This window comes from Arthrobacter sp. SLBN-112 (genome assembly GCF_030944625.1).
GTDB lineage: Bacteria > Actinomycetota > Actinomycetes > Actinomycetales > Micrococcaceae > Arthrobacter.
Genome location: NZ_JAUSXY010000001.1, coordinates 3,273,860 through 3,293,924, shown reverse-complemented (window position 1 = coordinate 3,293,924; position 20,065 = coordinate 3,273,860). Strand labels below are relative to the sequence as shown.

The following is a 20,065-nucleotide window of genomic DNA, read 5'->3' as shown; positions in this document are numbered from 1 at the left end:
TAAAGCTCTCGTAGCCGACCGCACTTTCCCTCGGCCCTGCGGAGGTCTAAAACCAACATAGGAGGAACCCGATGACTAAGGCACTCTATCTCTACGGCGGTTGGCCCGGCCATAACCCCTATGGGGTAGCGGAGTGGGCCCGTAAGGTACTGGACGATCTTGCATTCGAGGTAGACGAATCCTCGGACATTTTCGTTCTTGATCAGGACCTGACCCGCTACGATCTCATCATCAATAATTGGAATAACGCACTGCTTAGTGAAACGTTGACCCCGTCCCAGGAATCCAGACTCCTCGGTGCGGTGCAGTCCGGTACAGGATTTGTCTCCTGGCATGGCGGCGGCGCTGCGTTTCGCGGCAGCGTTATGTATCACATGATGCTCGGCGCCGACGTGTTTTACCACCCCGCCGGGGAGGGTGTTCGGCACCCGTACCCTCTATATGTGGTCGATCCGGACCATCCAATTACTGCAGGCATCAACGACTTCCGAGCGGCAAGCGAGCAGTACTACATGAATGTTGACCCAGGCAACCACGTGCTTCTGGAAACCGTTTTTGACGGCGAGCATATGCCTTGGCTCGATGGGCAGCGCATGCCCCAGGCGTGGACCAAGAAGTGGGGGGAAGGTCGCGTTTTCTACAGCGCGCTTGGCCACTACCTTGAGGATCTCACGGCACCACCAGTCGAGCTGCTCATGAGGCGGGGCTTCCGGTGGGCGAGCCGCGATCAGTAACGGCGCTACCGAATCCGTGTCCGTTGGCCGAACGTGGTCTCGCGCTGGAGCTGTCGGTGGCTGACTGCTGGCAACTGACGTATTGGCGGCGAACACGCGTGTAGGGCCTTGATCGTGAAGGGGAGGGTGTCATCTGGCGCTCCCGGGCCGACGCCAACGATACTGCAGGAAAGTCAAGAAGGAAGGTGTTGACAGTGTCAACACCTTTGGCTTCGGATCTCGTCGTAGATGGCTCGGACCTGGTTGGTTTGCCGATGTTCTACTGTGTTCCCAATGTTTGCAAGGCCTAGAATGCAGTTCGAGTCCCACCTCGGGCACGACGTATTCCCTCGTCAGGGGCGATTTTGCTTTGACGTGTTGACAAAGCTTGCGGTCGCGTCATCTGACGGGTTGGGTCGCGGGCTGTGGCCTGGCCCCCGCGGGGCCTGTTCAGGTGTGTGGGGTGGCGGGTTCAAGTCCCTGGCTGGTGGGCACTCCGCCTTCCGTGGTGGGGATTAAGTGCGTCCTCGTTTCTGTCCTGTCGGGTAGACCCGGGCTGGCCTACACCCATTCATGGTCAGGGACCGCGGGTACAACATGACTTTGCTGATTAGGGTGCGAAACAGTCGTTGAACGCTCTTCCAAGCCGGTGGGGAAGTTGAAGGCGGTCGGTTTGTCCGGCTAAAGGGGGTGTGGACAGTGTCCACACTTATGTCTGCTTTATTTGCGTCTCGTGGAGATGCGGAAGGCTAATTTCGGATCACCAGTGGCCTGTACCCTGTACGCGGGAAGGAGTGTTCCGGCGAGGATGAAGGCCGGATACCCATTCGGCTAAAGCTCCAGCTCGCCCTTCGGAGTGTCCTTAGCCGCCCAGCAGGATGGAGGTGATGGTGGTGACGCCCACCACGACGATTGCAGTCGTTGCCGTGCCCAGGAGAAGCGTTTCGGGGGCTTTCCTATCACGGAGGCTGGCATTTCGTTGCAGAATGCATGCGCCGAGGACTGCGGTGGCGGCAGCAGCAACGGCCGCCGCCAATCCCAGGCTGAGTGAGGAGCCTTCGATGTGTCCATTGTGGTGGGTGAGGGATGTTGCCCAGGCGCGCCAGATGAAGAAGTTGGAGACGAGCATCGCCAGGAAGGTGCGTCTCCAGGCGAGTGTGGTCCGTTCGGGCTGGAGGCCTGGGTCCCGGGTCTTCACCGGACGAGAAGGATGAGGATGGCCACGATGGCGCCCATCAGTGCGACGACGGCGGTCATGGCGATCAGGAGCCAGGCGTGGGGGAGTTCCTGTTTTTGGCGCATGGCTTGTTCTTGCAGGGACCAGCGGCGGTAGGCTTCCATGGCCAGTGTTGTGCCGATGACTGCGAGCACGAGGCACAGGATGATCCGCACCGGGGTAGGGGCGATTTGCGGGGTCAGTTGGTCGACGGCGATAGCTCCGGCCAGGATGGCCATGGCGGTTCGGATCCAGGCCAGGAAGGTGCGCTCGTTAGCGAGTGAAAAGCGGTAGTCGGGCATCTCGCCGCCGCGCCGCCATTGGGGTTCTTTGAGCTTCACCATTTCAGTGCCACCGTCCGGAAGCCGCAATTTCCGCTGGAGGATTCCGGTGTGTTCGAGGTCCGGGCGGCAACCCGGTAGCGGTTGCAGTACGACTCGTGGCAGAGGTAGGAACCGCCGCGCATGACCCGGCCGGCGCCTATTGTTGGTCCTTGGGGGTTCTGACGGGGGGATGTTCGGTAGTACTTGGGAAGGAACCAGTCGTTGCACCATTCCCACACATTGCCGGCTACCTCGTAAAGCCCGTAACCGTTGGCGGGGAAGGACTTGACTGGGGCTGTGCCGAGGAAGCCGTCTTCCTCGCTGTTCACCGTTGGAAACGTGCCCTGCCATTTGTTGCAGCGGTGTTCTCCGCCGGGGGTCAACTCGTTACCCCACGCGTAGCGCTTCTGTTTGAGTCCGCCACGGGCGGCGTATTCCCATTCCGCTTCGGTAGGCAGCCGACGTCCGGCCCATTGGCAGTATGCCTGCGCGTCGTGCCAGGAAACATGTACGACGGGGTGATCGGGGCTTTCCCTCCAGTCCGATGACCGCCCTCCGGGGTGGGCCCAGTCGGCGCCGCGGACGTTGATCCACCAGGGCGCTCCTGCCGCACGGCCAAGGACATCGCCCTCCGGTGCGGTGACCAGGAGGTGAAAGACGGCCGAACTCCCGTACTGCTCAGCCTCGGTGCGGTAATCGGTTGCGTCGACAAAGGCGGCAAACATCCCGTTCGTCACCGTCGTCATATCGATCCTGAACCTGTCCAGATCGACCTCGTGGACCGGTGCCTCACCGTTTGCTGGGTAGCCTTCACCGAATGCGTCACCCATGAGGAATGAGCCGGCCGGGATGGGAACATCCTCGTGCATCCGGGCTGCGGCGGGATTCGAGAGAGTGACGGGGGACTGTTTCGAGTGCTGGCGGGACACTAAGGGCTGGCCGTCGACTGGTGCGCCCGAAGGCATGCAGCATCCGGGCGTGGCGGAAGGGTCATAGCGGTCCATCAGTCCTCCTGGAAGAGAAAGCGGTCCCCTGGACGGGAACTCCGGTCGGTTCTCCATCCACTATGGGTCCCTTCGGAAGCATTCCACAAGTGTTATTGACGAATGATTCCACTTGTGTCATCCTCGATTGCGACAGGGTGATACAGCTCACGAGACCGAAGAACTTCCGGAGGCATCAATGAAGATGGAGAGCATCCTCCTTGGAGTGCTCCTTGAGCACCCCAGCACCGGATATGACCTCAAGAAGTACCTTGATACGCACGGGCGGTTCCTGCGCTCGAACACCCAGATGAGCCAGGTGTACCGGTCGCTGAACAGCATGGAAAAGCAAGGCTGGGTCATGCATGAGCTCGATCCCCGGCCCGGCGCCCAGGACGCTAAGACTTACCGGGTGACGCAGGAGGGGGCCACCGTCTTCCTTGACTGGCTCACGGGACCCTACCAGCCGCCGTCGCGCTTCCAGGACCCTGAACTGAGCGTGCGGCTGACGTTCTCGGGATTCATGAGTGCCGAACAGTTGCTGCACATCCTCGATACCGAAATTGAGACCCGGCAGGCAGAAATTGCCCGCTACCGCAATCGTGACCGGCGGCAGGTTTGGGCGCCGACCATCCCGGTTTGACGCTGAACTTGCTGAATCGGTGGGGGAGCGAATGCACCTAATGGGAGCTGCCGCGATCGACGCGCATGTCGCTGCCATGACCGGGCTCCGCCGCGATCTGCTGGACGGGAAGCTGTCTTCGCGGTCCCTGACCGCACTGCCTGGGGATGAACTCCCGGCAGAACCTCGCTGACACATTTCGCCGGTCACTCTTCGTAACCGGTTGCCAGCACCGTAGCGGGTTGTTCAACTGCGTACTCGTCCACACACTTGGCTTTTGTCTTTGAAAGGTTTCTCCATGCGGGCCATCATCCTTATGTTCGACAGCCTTAACCGGCACATGCTTTCCCCTTACGCCGCTGACACTGTTGTGCAGGCACCCAACTTCGCCCGGCTGGCGGCCAAGTCCACCACCTTTGATAACTTCTATGCCGGTTCCATGCCGTGTATGCCCGCGAGACGGGAGATGCACACCGGCCGGTATAACTTCCTGCACCGCTCCTGGGGACCTCTGGAGCCTTTTGACGACTCCATGCCTGCGCTTCTGAAGCATGCCGGCGTCCACACCCACCTGGTTTCAGACCACCCGCACTACTGGGAGGACGGCGGCGCCACCTATCACCCCCGCTACAGTACGTGGGAATTCTTCCGCGGCCAGGAAGGCGACCCGTGGAAAGGCGTGGTTGGGCCCGGGGGAGAGGAGGACGACTGGCGGTCGCAGATGAAGCGGCAGGACCTGATCAATCGCTCCTACATGACTACCGAGGCAGACCACTCCCAGACGAAAACCGTCGACGCCGGCCTGCACTTCATCGATGTGAACCGGGACGCGGATAAGTGGATGCTTCAGATCGAACTGTTCGACCCGCACGAGCCATTCTTCACGCACGACGCCTACAAGAAGATGTACCCGCACCAGTACAACGGGCCTGAATTCGACTGGCCGGGCTACCAAAAGGTCAGTGAATCCCAGGACCAGGTTGATCACGCCCGCTATGAGTACGCCGCCCTTGTATCCATGTGCGACAAGTCCCTGGGGCGCGTCCTGGACGCCATGGACCGGCATAATCTCTGGGAAGACACCCTTCTGCTGGTCAACACTGACCACGGGTTCCTGCTCGGTGAGCACGGTTGGTGGGCAAAATCCGTTCAGCCCTGGTTCAACGAGCTGGTCCACCTGCCGATGTTCCTATGGGACCCACGCGCCGGGGGCCGCGACACCCGCAGGGCCGCCTTGGCTCAGACCATCGACATCGCCCCCACAATGCTGCGGTACTTCGGCCTGGAACCCACCCCGGACATGCAGGGCCAGGACCTCGCCCTCACCACCGAAGACGATACGGTCACGATCCGCGAAGCGGCACTGTTCGGCATTCACGGCGGGCACGTCAACATCACCGATGGCCGATACGTCTACATGCGCGCGGCTGCCAACCCGGGCAACGGGCCCCTTGAGGATTACACCCTGATGCCCACCCACATGCGCAACCGCTTCGCCGTGCCGGAACTGGCCAGCTGGGAGCCCGCCGCGCCGTTCGGGTTCACGAAGGGCCTTCGGACGATGTGCGTACAGACCAGGTCCTTTATGAACCCCTGGACCCATGGAACGCTGCTCTTCGACCTCGAAAAAGACCCTCAGCAGAAGAGCCCCCTGACAGACGACGAGATCGAACTGCGGATGCTCCGCCTGCTCGCGAAGCACATGCACATCAGTGAGGCACCCACCAGCCAGTTTGAACGCCTGGGCATTCCTGCCCATGGAGAACCCAGCGAGGAACACCTGCTGGTCCGGAAGCAGGCAGAACGCGCCCGCCTCGCCCTGGAACCCCTCCCTCCCCTCGATTCCCTCCCGGGCGGCGGACAGGTCCTAACCTTCCCGGTCCTGGAACTCCTTCAAGACCCCAACGCACGTGAGGTCCTGGAAAGGCACCTGCCGGAAATCGTCAGCACCGAACTCGTCAACCTTCCGGCGCAACTCACCCTCCACCAGCTAGCCGCAGTCGCCGCTGTGCCGGCGGCCGTCCTGGGCCCCATCGCCGAGGACCTCACGTCCGTTCCCACAATCTGACGTCACCCTTTCGCCCTGACAATGTAGACAGGATCCAGTCCATGACCACCCATCACAACCCCGCCACGGCCGCCGCGAACCAAGCCGTCGAAGGCTCCGCACAGGCCCGCCACGTTCCGCACCGGTGGCGCAACCTTGCGGTGCTCACCGGGGTGACTGTTGTTGATAACACCGAGGCGGGCCTCAGCACGACCCTCTTCCCAACCATCGCCGCGGCGCTGAAACTGCAAAGCAGCCACCTCGGACTCCTGGCCGCCCTGGGCAAGCTCGTCGCCGTTCCCGCTGGCCCGGCCTGGGCGTGGCTGGCCGGCAAAGTCGGGCGTCGCAAGACCCTGATTGCCACAACCTTCGTGGGCGGTGCTTTCGGCATCGCGGCAGGCTTCTCTCAGGGCTTCGTCCAGCTGTTGATCTTCAACACCCTGATGTCGGCCGCCATCATCGGCGGCAGCCCCATCGCAAATGCGATCATTGCCGACTCCTTCGATGACAGCCAAAGGGGCAAAGCCGCGGGCTACTTCTACGGCTTCATCAGCCTCATCAGCTCCTTCATCGGTCCCCTTATCGCACTCTTCACGGGATTGTCGGACGGCTGGCGGTACGGGATGTGGGCCATAGGCGGCATCTGCATCGCAGCAGGGCTGCTCGTCGCGTTCTTTCTCAAGGACCCCGGCGTGGGCGCCTCCGAGAAGCAGCTCGCCGACCTGGCAGGCCGCGACGCGCTCGCCCCGAAAGTCACCGTCCGATCGGTGCTCTCCCTGTTCCGAGTTCCAACGTTCTCGGTGATGATGCTGTCCCGACTCCTTTCGGGCCACCTGCTCTTAGTGATCTTCGGTATCCAGTTCCTCGTGGTTGAGCGCGGCTTCACCAACGCGGTAGCCGCCGTTGTGCTCCTGCCCTTCGGGCTTGGCTACTTCGCCGGCACCGCAGGAGGCGGCTGGCTGATGGCCCTGCTCGATCGGGTCCTCCCGGACCGCGGTCGGGTTGCCTACCTGCAAGGTGCCCAGATTCTGTTCGCGGTCGTTGCCTTTTTCGCCACACAGTTTCACTACGACAACATCGGCATTTACGGCATCTTCTGGGCCTTGATGGGCTTCGCTCAAGGCGCGAACCCGCCCGCGAACCGCCCCATCGTCGCCGCTGTCGTCGTGCCGGAACTGCGCAACCAGGCCTTCGCGATCTTCCTGACCGTCTTCGAAACAATCGGCTGGGCAGTCTTCTCCCTCGGCGCCGGTGCACTGGCGGCGACCCTGGGTATCCAGACCGTGTTCCTGTGGACCCTCGTGATCCTGATGCTGATCAACGCCGTAGTGCTGAGTGCCCTTTACGCCTGCTATCCGCGGGACGTGGCGAGGGCGCGCGGCATCCTCGAAAACCGCCGCCAGGAAGCACTCCACCTCGGCTGAGCGCGCTGCATCAATACGGACCCGTCCACCAACACGTAGGAAGTACCACCAATCCCATGGCAACACTCAGCGCACAGCAAACCTCCCCAACATCCACGGATACGCGCCTCCAGAGCCTCCTGCACCAATTGACGCTCGAAGAAAAGGTTCAGTTGCTGACCGGCCGCGATTTCTGGACGACCTGGCCCATGGAAAAGATCGGGCTCCGCCGCATCCTGGTCTCCGACGGTCCCACCGGAGTCCGCGGCGAGGTCTGGGACGAACGCCAGCCATCCGTCAATTTCCCCTCCGCGACGGCCATCAGCTCCAGCTGGGACCCCGCCATCGCCGGCCGCCTGGGGGCTGCCTCCGCAGTTGAGGCGCGGTGTAAAGGCGTCGACGTCGTCCTCGGCCCGACCATCAATCTCCACCGCTCACCCCTGGGAGGCCGCCACTTCGAAGCTTTCAGCGAAGACCCTGTCCTCACCGCGGAACTGGCTGCAGCCTATGTCGCAGGAGTCCAGCGCAACGGTGTCGGGGCCACCCCGAAGCATTACGTCGCCAACGACTCGGAGACCGACCGGTTCACCGTGGATGCCCTCGTTGATGAACGTGCCCTGCGGGAGCTCTACCTGCTGGCCTTCGAGAAAGCCGTCGTCGAATCGCGCGCCTGGCTGGTCATGAGCGCCTACAACTCCATCAACGGGACCACCGCCACAGAGAACGACCTTCTCGAAACCCCGCTAAACAGTGACTGGGGCTTTGACGGGGTCGTGATCAGCGACTGGACTGCCGTGCGCGGCATCGACTCCGCCAACGCTTCCCAGGACCTTGTCATGCCGGGCCCCGACGGCCCCTGGGGCGAAGCCCTCGTCGCAGCGGTCAGGTCGGGAGAGGTAGCAGAAGCGAGCATCGACCGGAAGGTGCTACGGATCCTGCAGCTGGCAGCCCGGGTCGGCGCCCTTGACGGGTTCGAACCGGTCAGCGCCGAACCGGTCGACCGGGAAGACTTAGTGGCTTTCACCCGGGAAGCCTCGGCCGCAGGGACCGTTATGGTGAAGAACGACGGGGTGCTGCCACTTGACCTGGCGGCCGCCGGCAAGATCGCGGTGATCGGGCACAACGCCAGGTACGCCCGCACCCAGGGCGGCGGGTCTGCGACAGTGCTGCCGGAAACGGTCGTCACCCCGCTCGACGGGATCCGGGCGGCGTTCGGTGCGGACAACGTCAGCTACAGCACCGGTGCTATCGTCCAGGAAGGTGTCGCTGAAATTCCCCTAAGCCAGCTGACCAACCCCGCCACCGGCGCGCCCGGACTGCGCGTAGCCTTCCTCGACGCCCACGGGACCGAACTCTTCACGGAGGACCGCCGGTCCACCGCGCTGGTCTGGTTCGGCGGGGACGCCCCAATCCGTGAATCCTCCACGGTCCGGCTTCACATGATCTACACCCCGGACGAAACAGGCTCCATTCGCCTGGGAGCCGCTACCGTTGGCCGGACACGCATTCACGTCGACGGCGCTCTGGTCCACGAAGCAAACATTGAGGTGGACGGCAAAGACATCGCCGAGTCCTTCCTTGCCCCGGCGTCATCAACCGCGGAAATCCCCGTTACCGCCGGCATCGCATTGGATGTCCTGGTCGAACTGGACACTTCAAACTGGACCGGCCCCCTCGACAACGCACTGAGTGTCACAGTCGGCACCGAACCCGCCGATACCAATCCCGAAGCACTGATCATCGAAGCAGCCAAGGCCGCCCGGGAAGCTGACGTCGCCGTCGTCGTCGTTGGAACAAACTCCCGCGTGGAGTCCGAAGGCTACGACCGCTCTACCCTGGACTTGCCCGGCCTGCAGGACCGGCTGGTCCACGCCGTCGCCGCGGCGAACCCGCGTACCGTTGTGATCGTTAATTCCGGCTCTCCCGTCATCATGCCGTGGCGCCACGAAGTCGCAGCGACCTTGATCGGATACTTTGGCGGCCAGGAATTCGGCAACGCCCTGGCAGACATCCTCACCGGCACGACCGAACCCGGCGGCCGGCTCCCCACTACCTGGGCGGCAACCCAGGGCAGCATACCGGTCCTGAACACGACCCCGGATGCAGACGGAAAACTCCACTACTCCGAAGGCATCCACATCGGATACCGGGCCTGGCTTAAAACCGGTGCTACCCCCGCCTACGACTTCGGTTACGGGCTGGGTTACACCACCTGGTCCCTTGACGGTGTGCAAGGACCAGCAAACCCTGTTGCGGCCGGAGACACCGTTCCCCTGCAGATCAGCCTGAGGAACACCGGCGGACGCGCCGGCAAGCAAGTCATACAGATATATGCAGAAAAAAAGGACTCCACGGTAGACCGTCCTATCCGCTGGCTCGTCGCATCCACGCCCGTCTGGGCGGACCCCGGGGAAAGCGTCTCCGTAGTCCTGAACCTCCCCACCCGAAACTTGGCCTATTGGAACAACGGATGGAACTACGAACCAGGCAACTACCAACTCAAGGCCGGATTCTCTGTCACCGACCTCCCCGGAGCCACGACCTTGGTCCTTGCACCATGACGGGAACCACAATGCCCAAAACACCCGGCATGGTCGAAGTCAACATCGACCAACCTTCGGACGCCGACCAGGCATTGAACGAAGCCACCGAAACGGTCACGGAGGCCGCCACCCGATACCAGATGGGGATCATGATCACCCGGACGGGGCCGGGCCGTTATATCGTCCGCGCACACCCGGCCGTACCCTTCGGCCTTATTCGCCAACAATATTCATAGGCTCAAACTTCGACTCCGGCGTCAAGCTTCTACCAATCTCGCTGACCTGCCCGGCGGAAGCGGCTGTTCAGGTACCAGAAGTCGGCAACCCGTTAGTCCGGCTCGTTGCCTACGACGGGCAGAGTGACTTCTTGGGGTCGTCAGGTTGGGGTGTGACCCAACCTTTTAGTGGTTGGTGTGCCATTCACTCAGGGCAACGACAACCGGTACTTGGAGGTCCCTTGCTGCAGTTAAGGCGTCAGCCCCTCCGGAAACCCTCCGAACTGCGCCTAGGGCTAACCCACGGCCTCCAGTTTCTGGACCTTTCAAAGCGCTACGCCTGCCAGAAATTGTGCCTGGTCGAAGGGGATACTTTCGTCAAACACTGCCTGGGCGAGTGCATTGGAGCCCACTCCATTGGGTCAATATCTGGAGAACCCAGCCCGAGATGCCCGTACGCTGCGGGTACCTACACGAGGACACGTGAGAAATCATCAGAGCGGGTTCTAGGGGGCGGGCTCGGTACAAGCAGATGCTCTCCGAAACGTCCGTGCTACCTTCCCCAGAATTCGGCGTCACTGCGATGATTTACGGTCACCGGCGTAATCGGGCTGAACGTGGCTCAGTCGTAAACTGATGAGTGCTCGCCAGTTGCCGGATTAGATCGGGCAGCTCCTGTGCGAGCCGCGCTTCGGCACTTGGGTCGAAAGACCTGACACTGGCCCTGAATTCCGCCGAAGCAGGTAGGACATTCGAGGCGGAACCGCCATGTAATCCGCCCGCGGACAGGACCACGGGATCAAAAACGTTGAATCGCCTAGTGATGTATCTCTGAAGCGCACCAAGCATTTCCGCAGCTACCGGCAGGGGATCTAGAGCCTGGTAGGGCCGCGAATGACACCCACCACCCCCGCTAACCTTGACGGACAGATCTCCGAGGGCTGCCGTGTACGAGCCAGCACGGGTCGTGAACACGCCTGACGGCATGTCCGAAAGGACATGCAAGCGTAGACAGCATCCGGCCGCCTGCCAGCCGTACTAGAACACCTTCCTTCAGCATGATGCGGGCCCCCGTCACCCCTTCTTCCCTCGGTTGGAACATCAAGATGACGTCACCGGTCAGGCTGCACGTACGGACGAGAGCAAGCGCGCAGCGCCAATCAAGCCGGTTGTATGAAGGGCATGACCGCAGGCACGCATCGCTCCATTCGTCGAGGCAAAGGGCATTACCGTCTTTCTGCGACGGGAAATGCGTCCATGTCACCTCTGGGCAGTACAGTTGGACCGGTCCCAAAGGGGGCCTGGGTGGTCTCGCCGCGTAGTACCGCAACCACGGACGAGGCTGCTCCTCCCAGGGTTACTTCGAGGTCGCCAGCACTGAGTGCTTCAAGGACACGCGCCTGGGTGCGGGGCAGATACATGCCAACTTCAGAGTCCGCGTGCATTTCCCAGCGGAAATTAACCGGGTCGCTTCCGAAGGACGGAATCGCTGCTGAAGCGCCCTCAAGGAAACTCGGCGCTGAAGAACGCCCCGTATCTGTCGTTGAAGTATGTGTCATTGAAGGACTTCGCGTGTTGACCGCCCCCGACTTGCTCACATTCTTGAGAGTCGGCGGGAGGAAGCTCCCTTCTTGGTACGAGTCGCGTTTCCGGATTCTTTGTTCGAAGCCCCGCCGGGGCTGCCTTTAGCTTGCTGGAGCCGGAGGCCTTTAGAGCGGGAAGTTTGTCTTGTCCACACCCACCACGCGGTCGCCGGTGAAGAAGCGGACGCCGTACTGGGGACCGTGACCGCCGATACCGCTGGTTCCCCAGCAACTCTGGCGTGAATTGCCGGCGAGGACGCTCATAAACGTTGACGCGAACCTTACCGGCACGAATACGGGAGCCCATGTCGATGGCCCTTGCTTCGTCGGCAGCAGGCCTGTAACAGCCGAGTCGGAAGCCGGCAAGGCAGGCCATGATCAACATCCCGGTCACGCTGGGAAGTACTAGCGGTATAAACAATGCCCTGGCAATAACCAAGCCAAAGGAACAAATGAACGGTTTCCTGCCGGAGGACGGGAGGCAATGAGCCGGCGCTAAACTTTAGCTTCCGCCTCAGGGGCGGACGGGTGCGACGGTTGTGCTGTGGCGACAGCGGTCGTGCCGCCGGCATTGCCTGACGACGATGTCATGAAGAGTTGCTTGCAGCGGGGAGAGGTTATTTGGCGCACTCCTGTTGGACGCACCCTCCGCGAACCGGCGGAGATGCAGGTGAAGGGGAGAAGCTAGACAATGCTTTCGGACATCACGTCATGGGAGATCAGGTCAATGGACCGGGACTGACCAGCTGCGCCGAGCCATGCCGCGGAGGGCTTGGGCGTGCGCACGAAGGTCTTCCTGTCTACGGCAATCAATCCAAAGGTCGGAACGAAGCTGCCCCATTCGTAGTTGTCCAGTGCGCTCCAGTGGTAGTAGCCGCGGACGTCGATGCCGTCGACCATCGCATCCCGCAGCCCTTTGAGGGCACCCGATGTGTAGGCGATTCTGCGTGTGTCATCGCTTTCGGCGATGCCGTTCTCGGTCACGATGATGGGGGTTTCCGGCACGAGGCGGGCGACGGTGCGAATGGATTCACCGAGCGCCTGCGGGTAGTACTCCCAGCCTGTAAGCGTCTTCTGTGCGCCTTCGGGGACGGGCAGTTGCCCGGCGGGTCCGACGAACGCACGGGTGTAGGCCTGTACACCAATCCAGTCATCACCGTCAGCGGCGAGGACGAAGACATCCCGTGAGTCGGACGCCATCTCTGCCGCTTTCGCTTCCCCTCCTGGCACGACATGGTAGTTGGCTATTGCAACCGACCACCCGACCTTGACGTGAGGTGTGAGGCGCCTGATCACTTCAACGGCTCGTCGGTGTGCTTTGATCAAGGCCACAGTGGTGGCCTCGTCGGACCCGGCAGTCCCGGACTGTTCCCAATCACTCCGCACTAAAGCAGCCTTTCGGACTGGGGCAAACCGTGCCACCATATTGGGTTCGTTAATCGTGCAAATATGGTCAACATTGCTGGCAAAAATGGGGGCTGCTGCCTCGACGAAGCGCCCAAAGAGTTCGACGGCTTCCTCTGATTCCCACCCGCCCTGCTCATCGAACCACCGGGGGACGGTAAAGTGATGGAGCGTCAGCAGAGGGCGGAGCCCTCGTTCAATGGCTCCCTCCACCATGCGACGGTAGTGGGCGATCTCGGCATTGGAAAACTCGCCCGGCGCTGGTTCAACGCGCGCCCATTCGATGCTGAACCTGTAGTCGGTAAAGCCAAATCCCGCCAAAAGGTCCATGTCTTCAGGCCAGCGATGGTAGCTGTCGCAGGTATCACCGCTCACTTCCCGAAAGCGTTGCGTGAGTAGGCCGCTGTGCTCGTGGGCCCAAAAATCGCTGTTGACATTCATGCCCTCGATTTGATGGGCCGCGGTCGAGGCGCCCCAGAGGAAGCCTTCTGGGAGCTGGAAACTGGTAGACATACTGACCTTTTCGTTTGTTCGGTTCGATTGGATTTGGTCCCTTGTTACAGCGGTGGTGTCCATCCGGAAGGCGCTCAGCACACCCTATGGGCGGGTACTTCACCGTCGCCGGGGTAGCCCTCGTCGAAACTGTCTCCCATGAGGAAGGATCCAGCTGGGATCACCACGTCCCTATGGACAACGGGACGGTGATCCTTTGGGGCAGGAAACGCGGCGTCCACTGTGACGCGTTGAGCCCCGGGCAGCGAAGACGAACAGCAACCTGTCGTGGGCTGCGGAATTTCGGATTCCACCCTGAGGAATTTCTTTCAAATTGTGCCCTGTGTCACGAATCAACCTCAGCACACGGGCCTAAAGCGGTGAGGCGATTCACGCTGTTTCTGTGGGGACTAGCTCACACGAGCGCCTTCTTGAGCCTGGGTAGCCAGGTAGGCGGTCCACTTTTCATGCTGTTGTTCCAGCCACTCAATCCAGGCGTCCAATGCAGCGGCGCCGCGATTATGCACGGCATCGGACAGTTCAGCCACGAACTCTGCATCCAGTGGAACGATTCCTGGCACCAGCCGGACGGTACGGTCACGGTGCCGGTATCGGCGGACCTGATCACGGCGAAATGCAAGTTCTGTCTCAATGAGCGGGATCAGAGTAGGAGGGTTCAGGGGAACAAGGCAGTTAAGCCGCGCGGTGAAGTCCGGCTCCTGCCACCGAGCAGGAGGTACGTACTGTGACTCCGTCTGCTCCCTGAGGTGTTGCCCTCCCGCGGGCGTGACGGTGTAGACCTTTGCATCGGGAGCTCCGTCGCGCTCCTCTATGGTGAACTCAATTAGGCCCTGTTTCAGGAGACGGTTGAGGGTCTTGTAGATCTGGGATTGGTCGGCGTTGGCACGAATGAATTGCCCCTCAGTGGCCAGCCAGCGTCCTAGATCATATCCGCTGGAAGGCGCCCGCGCGATTAAGGCCAGAAGGACTTCTTCAAACTTCATGTCACGGCTCCTGTCTCAAGCTTTCGGAGGTCTTTGACAGCCCACCCAGCTGTGCTGGCGACCCAGTTTACCGTCAGCTTTGCCAATGCCGGCGCCAGGTATTAAGGGGCCCAGCCTCAAGCAGTGAGCCCGTCATTAGTTGTCTGCTTGGGAGAGGGCAGATTCCAGCTTCAGGATTTCTGCAACCCGTAGGTTCGGGGTCATGGCCGCTGCTTCCACGACGGTGCGGGTTGCGAACATTGCGAGGGACGCACCGTTCCCCAGCGCCGGCATCGCGGCCACAAGAGTCTCCCGTTGGTGCTGATTTTTGAGCAGCGCGGATAGCGGCACGGTAGCGACAATCGCGTCCGCTGGAAAATCTTGCACGCGGGCTGCTGGCGCCTTGGAAGCCACTACCTGTGGCCAGTGCTGTTCGATCAGCAAGTGCTCTTCGCCCACAGGACCCGTCCCTGGCAGCCCCAAGCGCACGAACTGTTCCGCCGGAGCTTCATTTGCCCGCATGAGTTCCACGAGAAGTGTTGCCATACGTTGCTCCAGCTGGGTGTCCTTAAGGGGGTTTTCCTGGTGCGGGTCCCATTCAAGATCGAAGAGCAGGGTCCCGAAACCGTAGGGGCTGCCCATGGTCCACCCTGGCACGCGGAGCAGCGGGACGCCCTTCGTGAAGGAGAAACCGTCAACCAGGACGGCTTCGCGAAGTTCCTCCACCTTGAACCGGCTTCGCATGTGCATCGGCATAAGCGTGTAATCGAAGAGTGGCGTGTTCGCAGGCGTCGCGCAGGACCGCATGTACACGTATCGCCCGTCGGTGACATTTACGTGGGATCCGAAGATGCCGAACAGTGCCGCCTCCCGTACCGGCTCGTCACTTTCGATAACAGACACCAGCGGTTTGCCCTGCATATCGGTCGTCCGATCGACCCCAAAGAACTCAAGGAGAGTAGGGCCGAAGTCGATGGTCTGCACGAGACTCTCCCGCGTCTGGCCGGAAACGTTGGTGCGGGGGTCCCAGATGAACAGCGGGGTGTGGATGGTCTCGTCGTACCAAGGTTGGACGCTCTTGCCCCACCAGCCGTGTTCACCCAAAAGGAAACCGTGGTCGGTGCAGACCATGAGGAGGGTGTCCTGCCACATATCGTGCTCGTCCATGAAGTCCATAACCCGTCCGAGCGACCGGTCGCACATGGAGAGCAATGATAGGTATTCGTTGCGTGCCCGGTCGACGACGTCGTCCTCCTCGATGACGCGACGATATGAAGGCCAGTCGAAGTAGGGGCCCTCGGCATCTTCCAGACCGTACTGCTTTCGATGCTTGTCATAGCTGAAGAACGGCTCGTGCGGGTCAAAGCACTCGATCTGGAGCATCCACCGGTCCTGGTCGACGTTGGTCTGCATGAACTCAAGTCCGGCGTCAAAGGTCCGGGTCTGTGGGTGGTCAGTTTCCTCCTTGAGGTACTCGCGGTTGATCCAGTCCTGTCTGGTGAGCTGGTTGTCGGCATTCAGCGTGGCCGGTGCGGTGGCAGGCGCGACGTGGCCCTTCCAGGCATCGCCTTCCTGGCCGCGGAAGAACTCGTAGGTGCTAAAGCGGTTGTGGTAGGTAGCGCCGCCGTCTTCCCAGTAGTGCTGGTGGTCGGTGACAAGATGGGTGTAGACGCCTTGTCCTTTCAGGATCTCGGGAACCGAGTCGTCGAACGGTTCCAGCGGACTCCAGGACCTGTGCAGGAAGTTGTGGCGCCCGGTGTGCATCTCCCGTCTGGCTGGCATGCACGGCATACTGCCCGCGTAACAGTTGTTGAACATGGCCGTGGAGCGGGCCAATCGCTGAAAATTGGGGGCGTGGACGCCTTCGGCCCCGTAAGGGGGCAGCATGCGCCGGTTCAGGCTATCGAACATGACAACGATGGCGCGCATCAGTTCTGTCCTTTCGTGCCGGCAACTGCCAGCATCATCTGCCGCTCAAGGCGGCGTTCCCGCTGTCGGACCGGGTTTGCCACCGGCGCTGACATCAGGAGTTTTTGTGTGTAGGGGTGCACCGGGTCGGAAGTGACTTGGTCTCCGTCTCCGTATTCGACGATGTTTCCCTTGTACATCACGGCGACCCGGTGGCTGATGTGACGGACCACTGAAAGGTCATGAGACACGAAGAGGTAGGCCACCCCGGTCCTTTCTTGGATTTCGATGAAGAGATCCAGGACGCGGGCCTGTGTGGAGAGGTCCAAGGCCGAGACGGGTTCGTCGCAGACAATGAGCCGGGGGGAAAGTGCCAGCGCGCGAGCGATCGCAACCCGCTGCCGCTGACCGCCGGAGAACTCCCTGGGGAATTTACCCACGGCGCCAGTAGGAAGTCCCACCTGGTCAAGGAGTTCTCGAATCCGGTTCCTTGCGGAGCCTTTCAGCTCTGCTTTGACCAGCAGTGGTTCACTGAGGATGTCTCCGACGGTCATCGTAGGGTTCAGGGATGTGTAGGGATCTTGGAAGACGACCTGGATAGAGTCGCTGAGTTTGCGCCGCTCCCTCCGGTGCAGTTTGGTGATGTCCTGCCCGTCGAAAGTGATGGTGCCGGCGGCGGGTTCGATCAAACCAAGGATGGCCCGCCCGATTGTTGTTTTGCCCGATCCGGATTCTCCCACAAGTCCGACAGTTTCCCCGGGGAGTATGTCGAGTGAGACGCCGTGAAGGACCCGGAACGGCGGTTTGCGGAACCCCTTCATGGGGAATTCGACGACGATGTTTTTGGCTTCAAGGAGGGGTGCAGATGTAACTCTCTCAGACATCGTTGTTTCCTTTTCTCGTCCCTGCGGCCGTGACAGCCAAGGGTGGACGTGGCGGGGCACCGTCCAGGGTGGCAGCGAGCAAGGCTTGGGTGTAGGGGTCGGAGGGGGCGGAGAACAGCGTTTCCGCGTCGTTGGTTTCCACCACTCGTCCGTTCTGCATAACGACGACGCGGTCGCACAGGTCGGCGACGACGCCGAAGTTGTGCGTGACCAGGACGATGCCCATCCCCATTTCGCGCTGCAGGTCCCGCAACAGGTCGAGTACTTCGGCCTGGACTGTCACATCCAGTGCCGTGGTGGGTTCATCAGCGATTAGGAGTTTCGGCTCACAGGAGACTGCCCCGGCAATGAGCACACGTTGAGCCATGCCGCCGGAGATTTCGTGGGGGTAGGAACGGAAGGTGCGTTCCGGGTCCGCTATGCCGACCCGTTCCAGGAGCGCAAGCGAACGCTTGCGGGCTTCCTCTTTGGAGATCTTGAGGACCGCCTGCATGGGTTCGACCAGTTGGTGTCCGATGGTGAAGGACGGGTCGAGGTTGCTCATGGGTTCCTGCGGGATGTAGGAGAGCTCACGTCCTCGGAGCTTTTGCATTTCGTTCTCGGGGGCGAAGGTGATGTCCCGTCCCCGGAATTGGATCGATCCGGAGAGGACTCTGCCGCCACGGGGGAGGAGCCCCAGGATCGAAAACGCGGTTTGCGTCTTGCCTGAGCCTGATTCACCGACAATTCCGACAATCTCTCCGGCCGCTACGTCGAAACTGACCCCCCTGACGACGGTGAGGGGGTTCGCGGTGCTGCCGTAGCCGACCTGGATGTCCTGGACGCGAAGAAGGGGACCATTTCCGGAGTCGGTGTTGAGCGGTTCGGTGTTGTGGGTACGGGATTGACCATGTCCGTGCCGGGGCAGGGCGCGGGGGCGCGCAGCGGATGCGCGGGGTCCTTGCAGCCCGTCGCGGATAGCGTTGCCCAAAAGGACCAGGGACGCCACCGTCGCGGCGATGACCAACCCGGGCCAAAGGATGCCGGGGGGGTCGATGTAGATGTTGCTGAACGCGTTCTGCAGTATCCCTCCCCAGGTTGGCGTTGCGGGATCTCCTAGGCCGAGGAATTCCAGGCCGGACTGGATGATGATGGCGATACCCGCAATGATCGCTGTTTGGATGATGATGGGCGAGCGGACAACGCGCAGGACGTGCCGGCTGATGATCCGGGTGTCACTGAGCCCTGAAACTCGTGCAGCGTCGACGTACAGTTCGTTCTTGACGGCGATGACCTGGTTGCGGACTAGCCGGAAGAATCCCGGTGAGAGCATGACTCCGAAGACTGCCATGGTGGAATACATCGATCCGCCCAAGGTCTGGTAGAGGGCGAGGAGAACGATCATGTGAGGCAGGGCCATCAGGATATTGGCGCCCCAGCTGGACGTGGCGTCGAAGGCCCTGCCGAAGTACCCGGCGACCAGCCCGGCGAGGGAGCCGAGTACCAACGCGATCGATACCGCGATCAACGCCCCGAGCAAAGTGTTTTGACCTGCCCAGATGAGGCGGCTGAACACATCCCGTCCGGCGCCGTCACCCCCAAGCACGTAGTCAGCACTTGGCGGTGCAAGGATCTTGTCGATCTTCACTTCCGTCGGGCTGTGGGGGGCGAAGGATGGAGCGACGACGCTGATCAGGATGATCAGTGTCAGGATGATGAGTGCGGTCAGTCCCAGCGGGTTGCGAAGGACTGTCCGGGTGATGGAGACGCGTCCGGGCGCTACGGGCAGCGGGGCACTCGTGAGGGCTGTGGTTGCTTCGGTCATTGGAGGCGTGCTTTCGGGTTGATCCAGCCATTGGCAAGGTCGATGACGAGGTTGACGATCACGACGAGGATCACCAGGGCCACCACAACGCCCATCAGGGCGGGGATGTCGCCCTGCAAGGACGAGTTGATGGTCAGGGTGCCCATGCCGGGGATGGCGAAGACCCGTTCGATGACGACGGCTCCGCCCAGCAGCGCAATGAACTGCAGGGAAAGGATGGTCAATGCCGGCGGAGCGGCGTTCCGCAGAACGTGCTTGAGTAGCACGCTGGTGGAACTCAATCCACGGGCCCGCAGCGTGCGGACGTAGTCCATGTCCAGCACATCGATCACCGCGCCGCGGATTTGCTGTGCGGCTGAGGCAATGCCACCCAGGACTAGGGCAGTCACGGGGAGGATGAGTGCCAGGAACCAACCGGACAGCGATTCTGTGGCCGGGACATAGCCGGTGGCGGGGAAGATGGGCACCACTACCGCGAGCAGGACAACGAGCACCAGTGCTACCCAGAAGTTCGGCAGGGAGAAGCCAATGACGCTGACCACCTGCAGGAGCCGGTCGACCCAGCCGCCACGGACCGCAGCTGTGACGCCGAGGACGGCACTGACGAAGGCTGTCATCAGAACGGCGAAGATGACTATGGACAAGGTGACCGGAAGCCGATTTGCTAGAAGGCTGCTGACGGGTTCGTTGGTGAACCAGGAAACGCCAAAATCGCCGTGGATTGCGTTGCTGAGCCAGTCCAGATACTGGACGTGGAGCGGGCGGTCCAGTCCCAGTTCCTTGGCCTTAGCTGCGACGTCTGCTGCCGTGGCACTTTCGCCAAGGATGTTGCGCGCGGCGTTGGCGGCATTGGAGTAGATGAGTGCATAAGTGATTGTCGTGATGACGAGGATGAGGACGACGCCGGAGAGGAGGCGACGTGCCAGGAAATTGATCATGGGT

General features: G+C 61.5%; 18 protein-coding genes. 6 read left to right on the top strand and 12 right to left on the bottom strand.

Annotation, left to right across the window (positions count from 1 at the left end; translation table 11 throughout):
* Positions 1 to 71: 71 nt before the first annotated feature.
* Positions 72 to 734, top strand: a complete 663-nt coding sequence (locus QF050_RS15380) for a ThuA domain-containing protein (protein ID WP_308931202.1) — start codon at positions 72 to 74, stop codon at positions 732 to 734.
* A gap of 841 nt (positions 735 to 1,575) precedes the next feature.
* Here the strand turns inward: QF050_RS15380 and QF050_RS15375 are convergent.
* The 3 genes from QF050_RS15375 to QF050_RS15365 are packed head-to-tail and all read right to left on the bottom strand — an operon-like array spanning position 1,576 to position 3,217.
* A complete protein-coding gene (locus tag QF050_RS15375) occupies positions 1,576 to 1,911 on the bottom strand; it encodes a DUF202 domain-containing protein (protein WP_308931201.1) in 336 nt (111 codons plus the stop codon).
* The gene (locus QF050_RS15370) at positions 1,908 to 2,273 is read right to left on the bottom strand and encodes a DUF202 domain-containing protein (protein WP_308931200.1); all 366 of its coding nucleotides are present in this window, start codon (positions 2,271 to 2,273) and stop codon (positions 1,908 to 1,910) included. The genes QF050_RS15375 and QF050_RS15370 overlap by 4 nt, the downstream gene beginning before the upstream one ends.
* The gene (locus QF050_RS15365; protein WP_374121534.1) at positions 2,267 to 3,217 is read right to left on the bottom strand and encodes a formylglycine-generating enzyme family protein; all 951 of its coding nucleotides are present in this window, start codon (positions 3,215 to 3,217) and stop codon (positions 2,267 to 2,269) included. The genes QF050_RS15370 and QF050_RS15365 overlap by 7 nt, the downstream gene beginning before the upstream one ends.
* A 217-nt stretch (positions 3,218 to 3,434) precedes the next feature.
* Between QF050_RS15365 and QF050_RS15360 the strand changes: the two genes are divergently transcribed.
* The 5 genes from QF050_RS15360 (at position 3,435) to QF050_RS15340 (ending at position 10,086) form a co-directional block, all read left to right on the top strand.
* Entirely contained in the window at positions 3,435 to 3,878 is a 444-nt protein-coding gene (locus QF050_RS15360; RefSeq protein ID WP_308931199.1) for a PadR family transcriptional regulator, read from the top strand.
* A 277-nt stretch (positions 3,879 to 4,155) separates the two neighbouring features.
* Positions 4,156 to 5,925, top strand: coding sequence for a sulfatase (locus QF050_RS15355; RefSeq protein ID WP_308931198.1), 1,770 nt, complete (start codon positions 4,156 to 4,158; stop codon positions 5,923 to 5,925).
* Positions 5,926 to 5,966: 41 nt separating this feature from the next.
* Entirely contained in the window at positions 5,967 to 7,328 is a 1,362-nt protein-coding gene (locus tag QF050_RS15350) for an MFS transporter (protein ID WP_308931197.1), read from the top strand.
* Positions 7,329 to 7,384: 56 nt separating this feature from the next.
* Positions 7,385 to 9,868, top strand: a complete 2,484-nt coding sequence (locus QF050_RS15345) for a glycoside hydrolase family 3 C-terminal domain-containing protein (RefSeq protein ID WP_308931196.1) — start codon at positions 7,385 to 7,387, stop codon at positions 9,866 to 9,868.
* Between the two features lie 11 nt (positions 9,869 to 9,879).
* Positions 9,880 to 10,086, top strand: a complete 207-nt coding sequence (locus tag QF050_RS15340; RefSeq protein WP_308931195.1) for a hypothetical protein — start codon at positions 9,880 to 9,882, stop codon at positions 10,084 to 10,086.
* A gap of 573 nt (positions 10,087 to 10,659) precedes the next feature.
* Here QF050_RS15340 and QF050_RS20370 read toward each other — a convergent pair.
* The 9 genes from QF050_RS20370 to QF050_RS15305 form a co-directional block, all read right to left on the bottom strand.
* On the bottom strand, positions 10,660 to 10,914 hold the full coding sequence (locus QF050_RS20370) for a peptidase dimerization domain-containing protein (protein ID WP_374121533.1): 255 nt from the start codon (positions 10,912 to 10,914) through the stop codon (positions 10,660 to 10,662).
* Positions 10,915 to 11,184: 270 nt separating this feature from the next.
* Complete coding sequence (locus tag QF050_RS20365; protein ID WP_374121576.1) at positions 11,185 to 11,265, bottom strand: hypothetical protein; 81 nt, start codon at positions 11,263 to 11,265, stop codon at positions 11,185 to 11,187.
* 509 nt (positions 11,266 to 11,774) lie between these two features.
* Positions 11,775 to 11,912 carry a hypothetical protein gene (locus QF050_RS15335; protein ID WP_308931194.1) on the bottom strand — a complete coding sequence of 46 codons (138 nt, stop codon included), beginning with the start codon at positions 11,910 to 11,912 and terminating at the stop codon, positions 11,775 to 11,777.
* A 420-nt stretch (positions 11,913 to 12,332) separates the two neighbouring features.
* A complete protein-coding gene (locus tag QF050_RS15330) occupies positions 12,333 to 13,565 on the bottom strand; it encodes a family 1 glycosylhydrolase (protein WP_308931193.1) in 1,233 nt (410 codons plus the stop codon).
* Positions 13,566 to 13,954: 389 nt separating this feature from the next.
* Positions 13,955 to 14,548, bottom strand: a complete 594-nt coding sequence (locus QF050_RS15325; protein WP_308931192.1) for a PadR family transcriptional regulator — start codon at positions 14,546 to 14,548, stop codon at positions 13,955 to 13,957.
* A 135-nt stretch (positions 14,549 to 14,683) separates the two neighbouring features.
* Positions 14,684 to 16,456 (bottom strand): sulfatase-like hydrolase/transferase, encoded by a 1,773-nt coding sequence (locus tag QF050_RS15320; protein ID WP_308931191.1) that lies wholly within the window; start codon positions 16,454 to 16,456, stop codon positions 14,684 to 14,686.
* Positions 16,456 to 17,319, bottom strand: a complete 864-nt coding sequence (locus QF050_RS15315; RefSeq protein ID WP_308931190.1) for an ATP-binding cassette domain-containing protein — start codon at positions 17,317 to 17,319, stop codon at positions 16,456 to 16,458. The genes QF050_RS15320 and QF050_RS15315 overlap by 1 nt, the downstream gene beginning before the upstream one ends.
* The gene (locus tag QF050_RS15310) at positions 17,312 to 19,123 is read right to left on the bottom strand and encodes a dipeptide/oligopeptide/nickel ABC transporter permease/ATP-binding protein (protein ID WP_308931189.1); all 1,812 of its coding nucleotides are present in this window, start codon (positions 19,121 to 19,123) and stop codon (positions 17,312 to 17,314) included. The genes QF050_RS15315 and QF050_RS15310 overlap by 8 nt, the downstream gene beginning before the upstream one ends.
* On the bottom strand, positions 19,120 to 20,061 hold the full coding sequence (locus tag QF050_RS15305; protein ID WP_308931188.1) for an ABC transporter permease: 942 nt from the start codon (positions 20,059 to 20,061) through the stop codon (positions 19,120 to 19,122). The genes QF050_RS15310 and QF050_RS15305 overlap by 4 nt, the downstream gene beginning before the upstream one ends.
* Between the last annotated feature and the right edge of the window lie 4 nt (positions 20,062 to 20,065).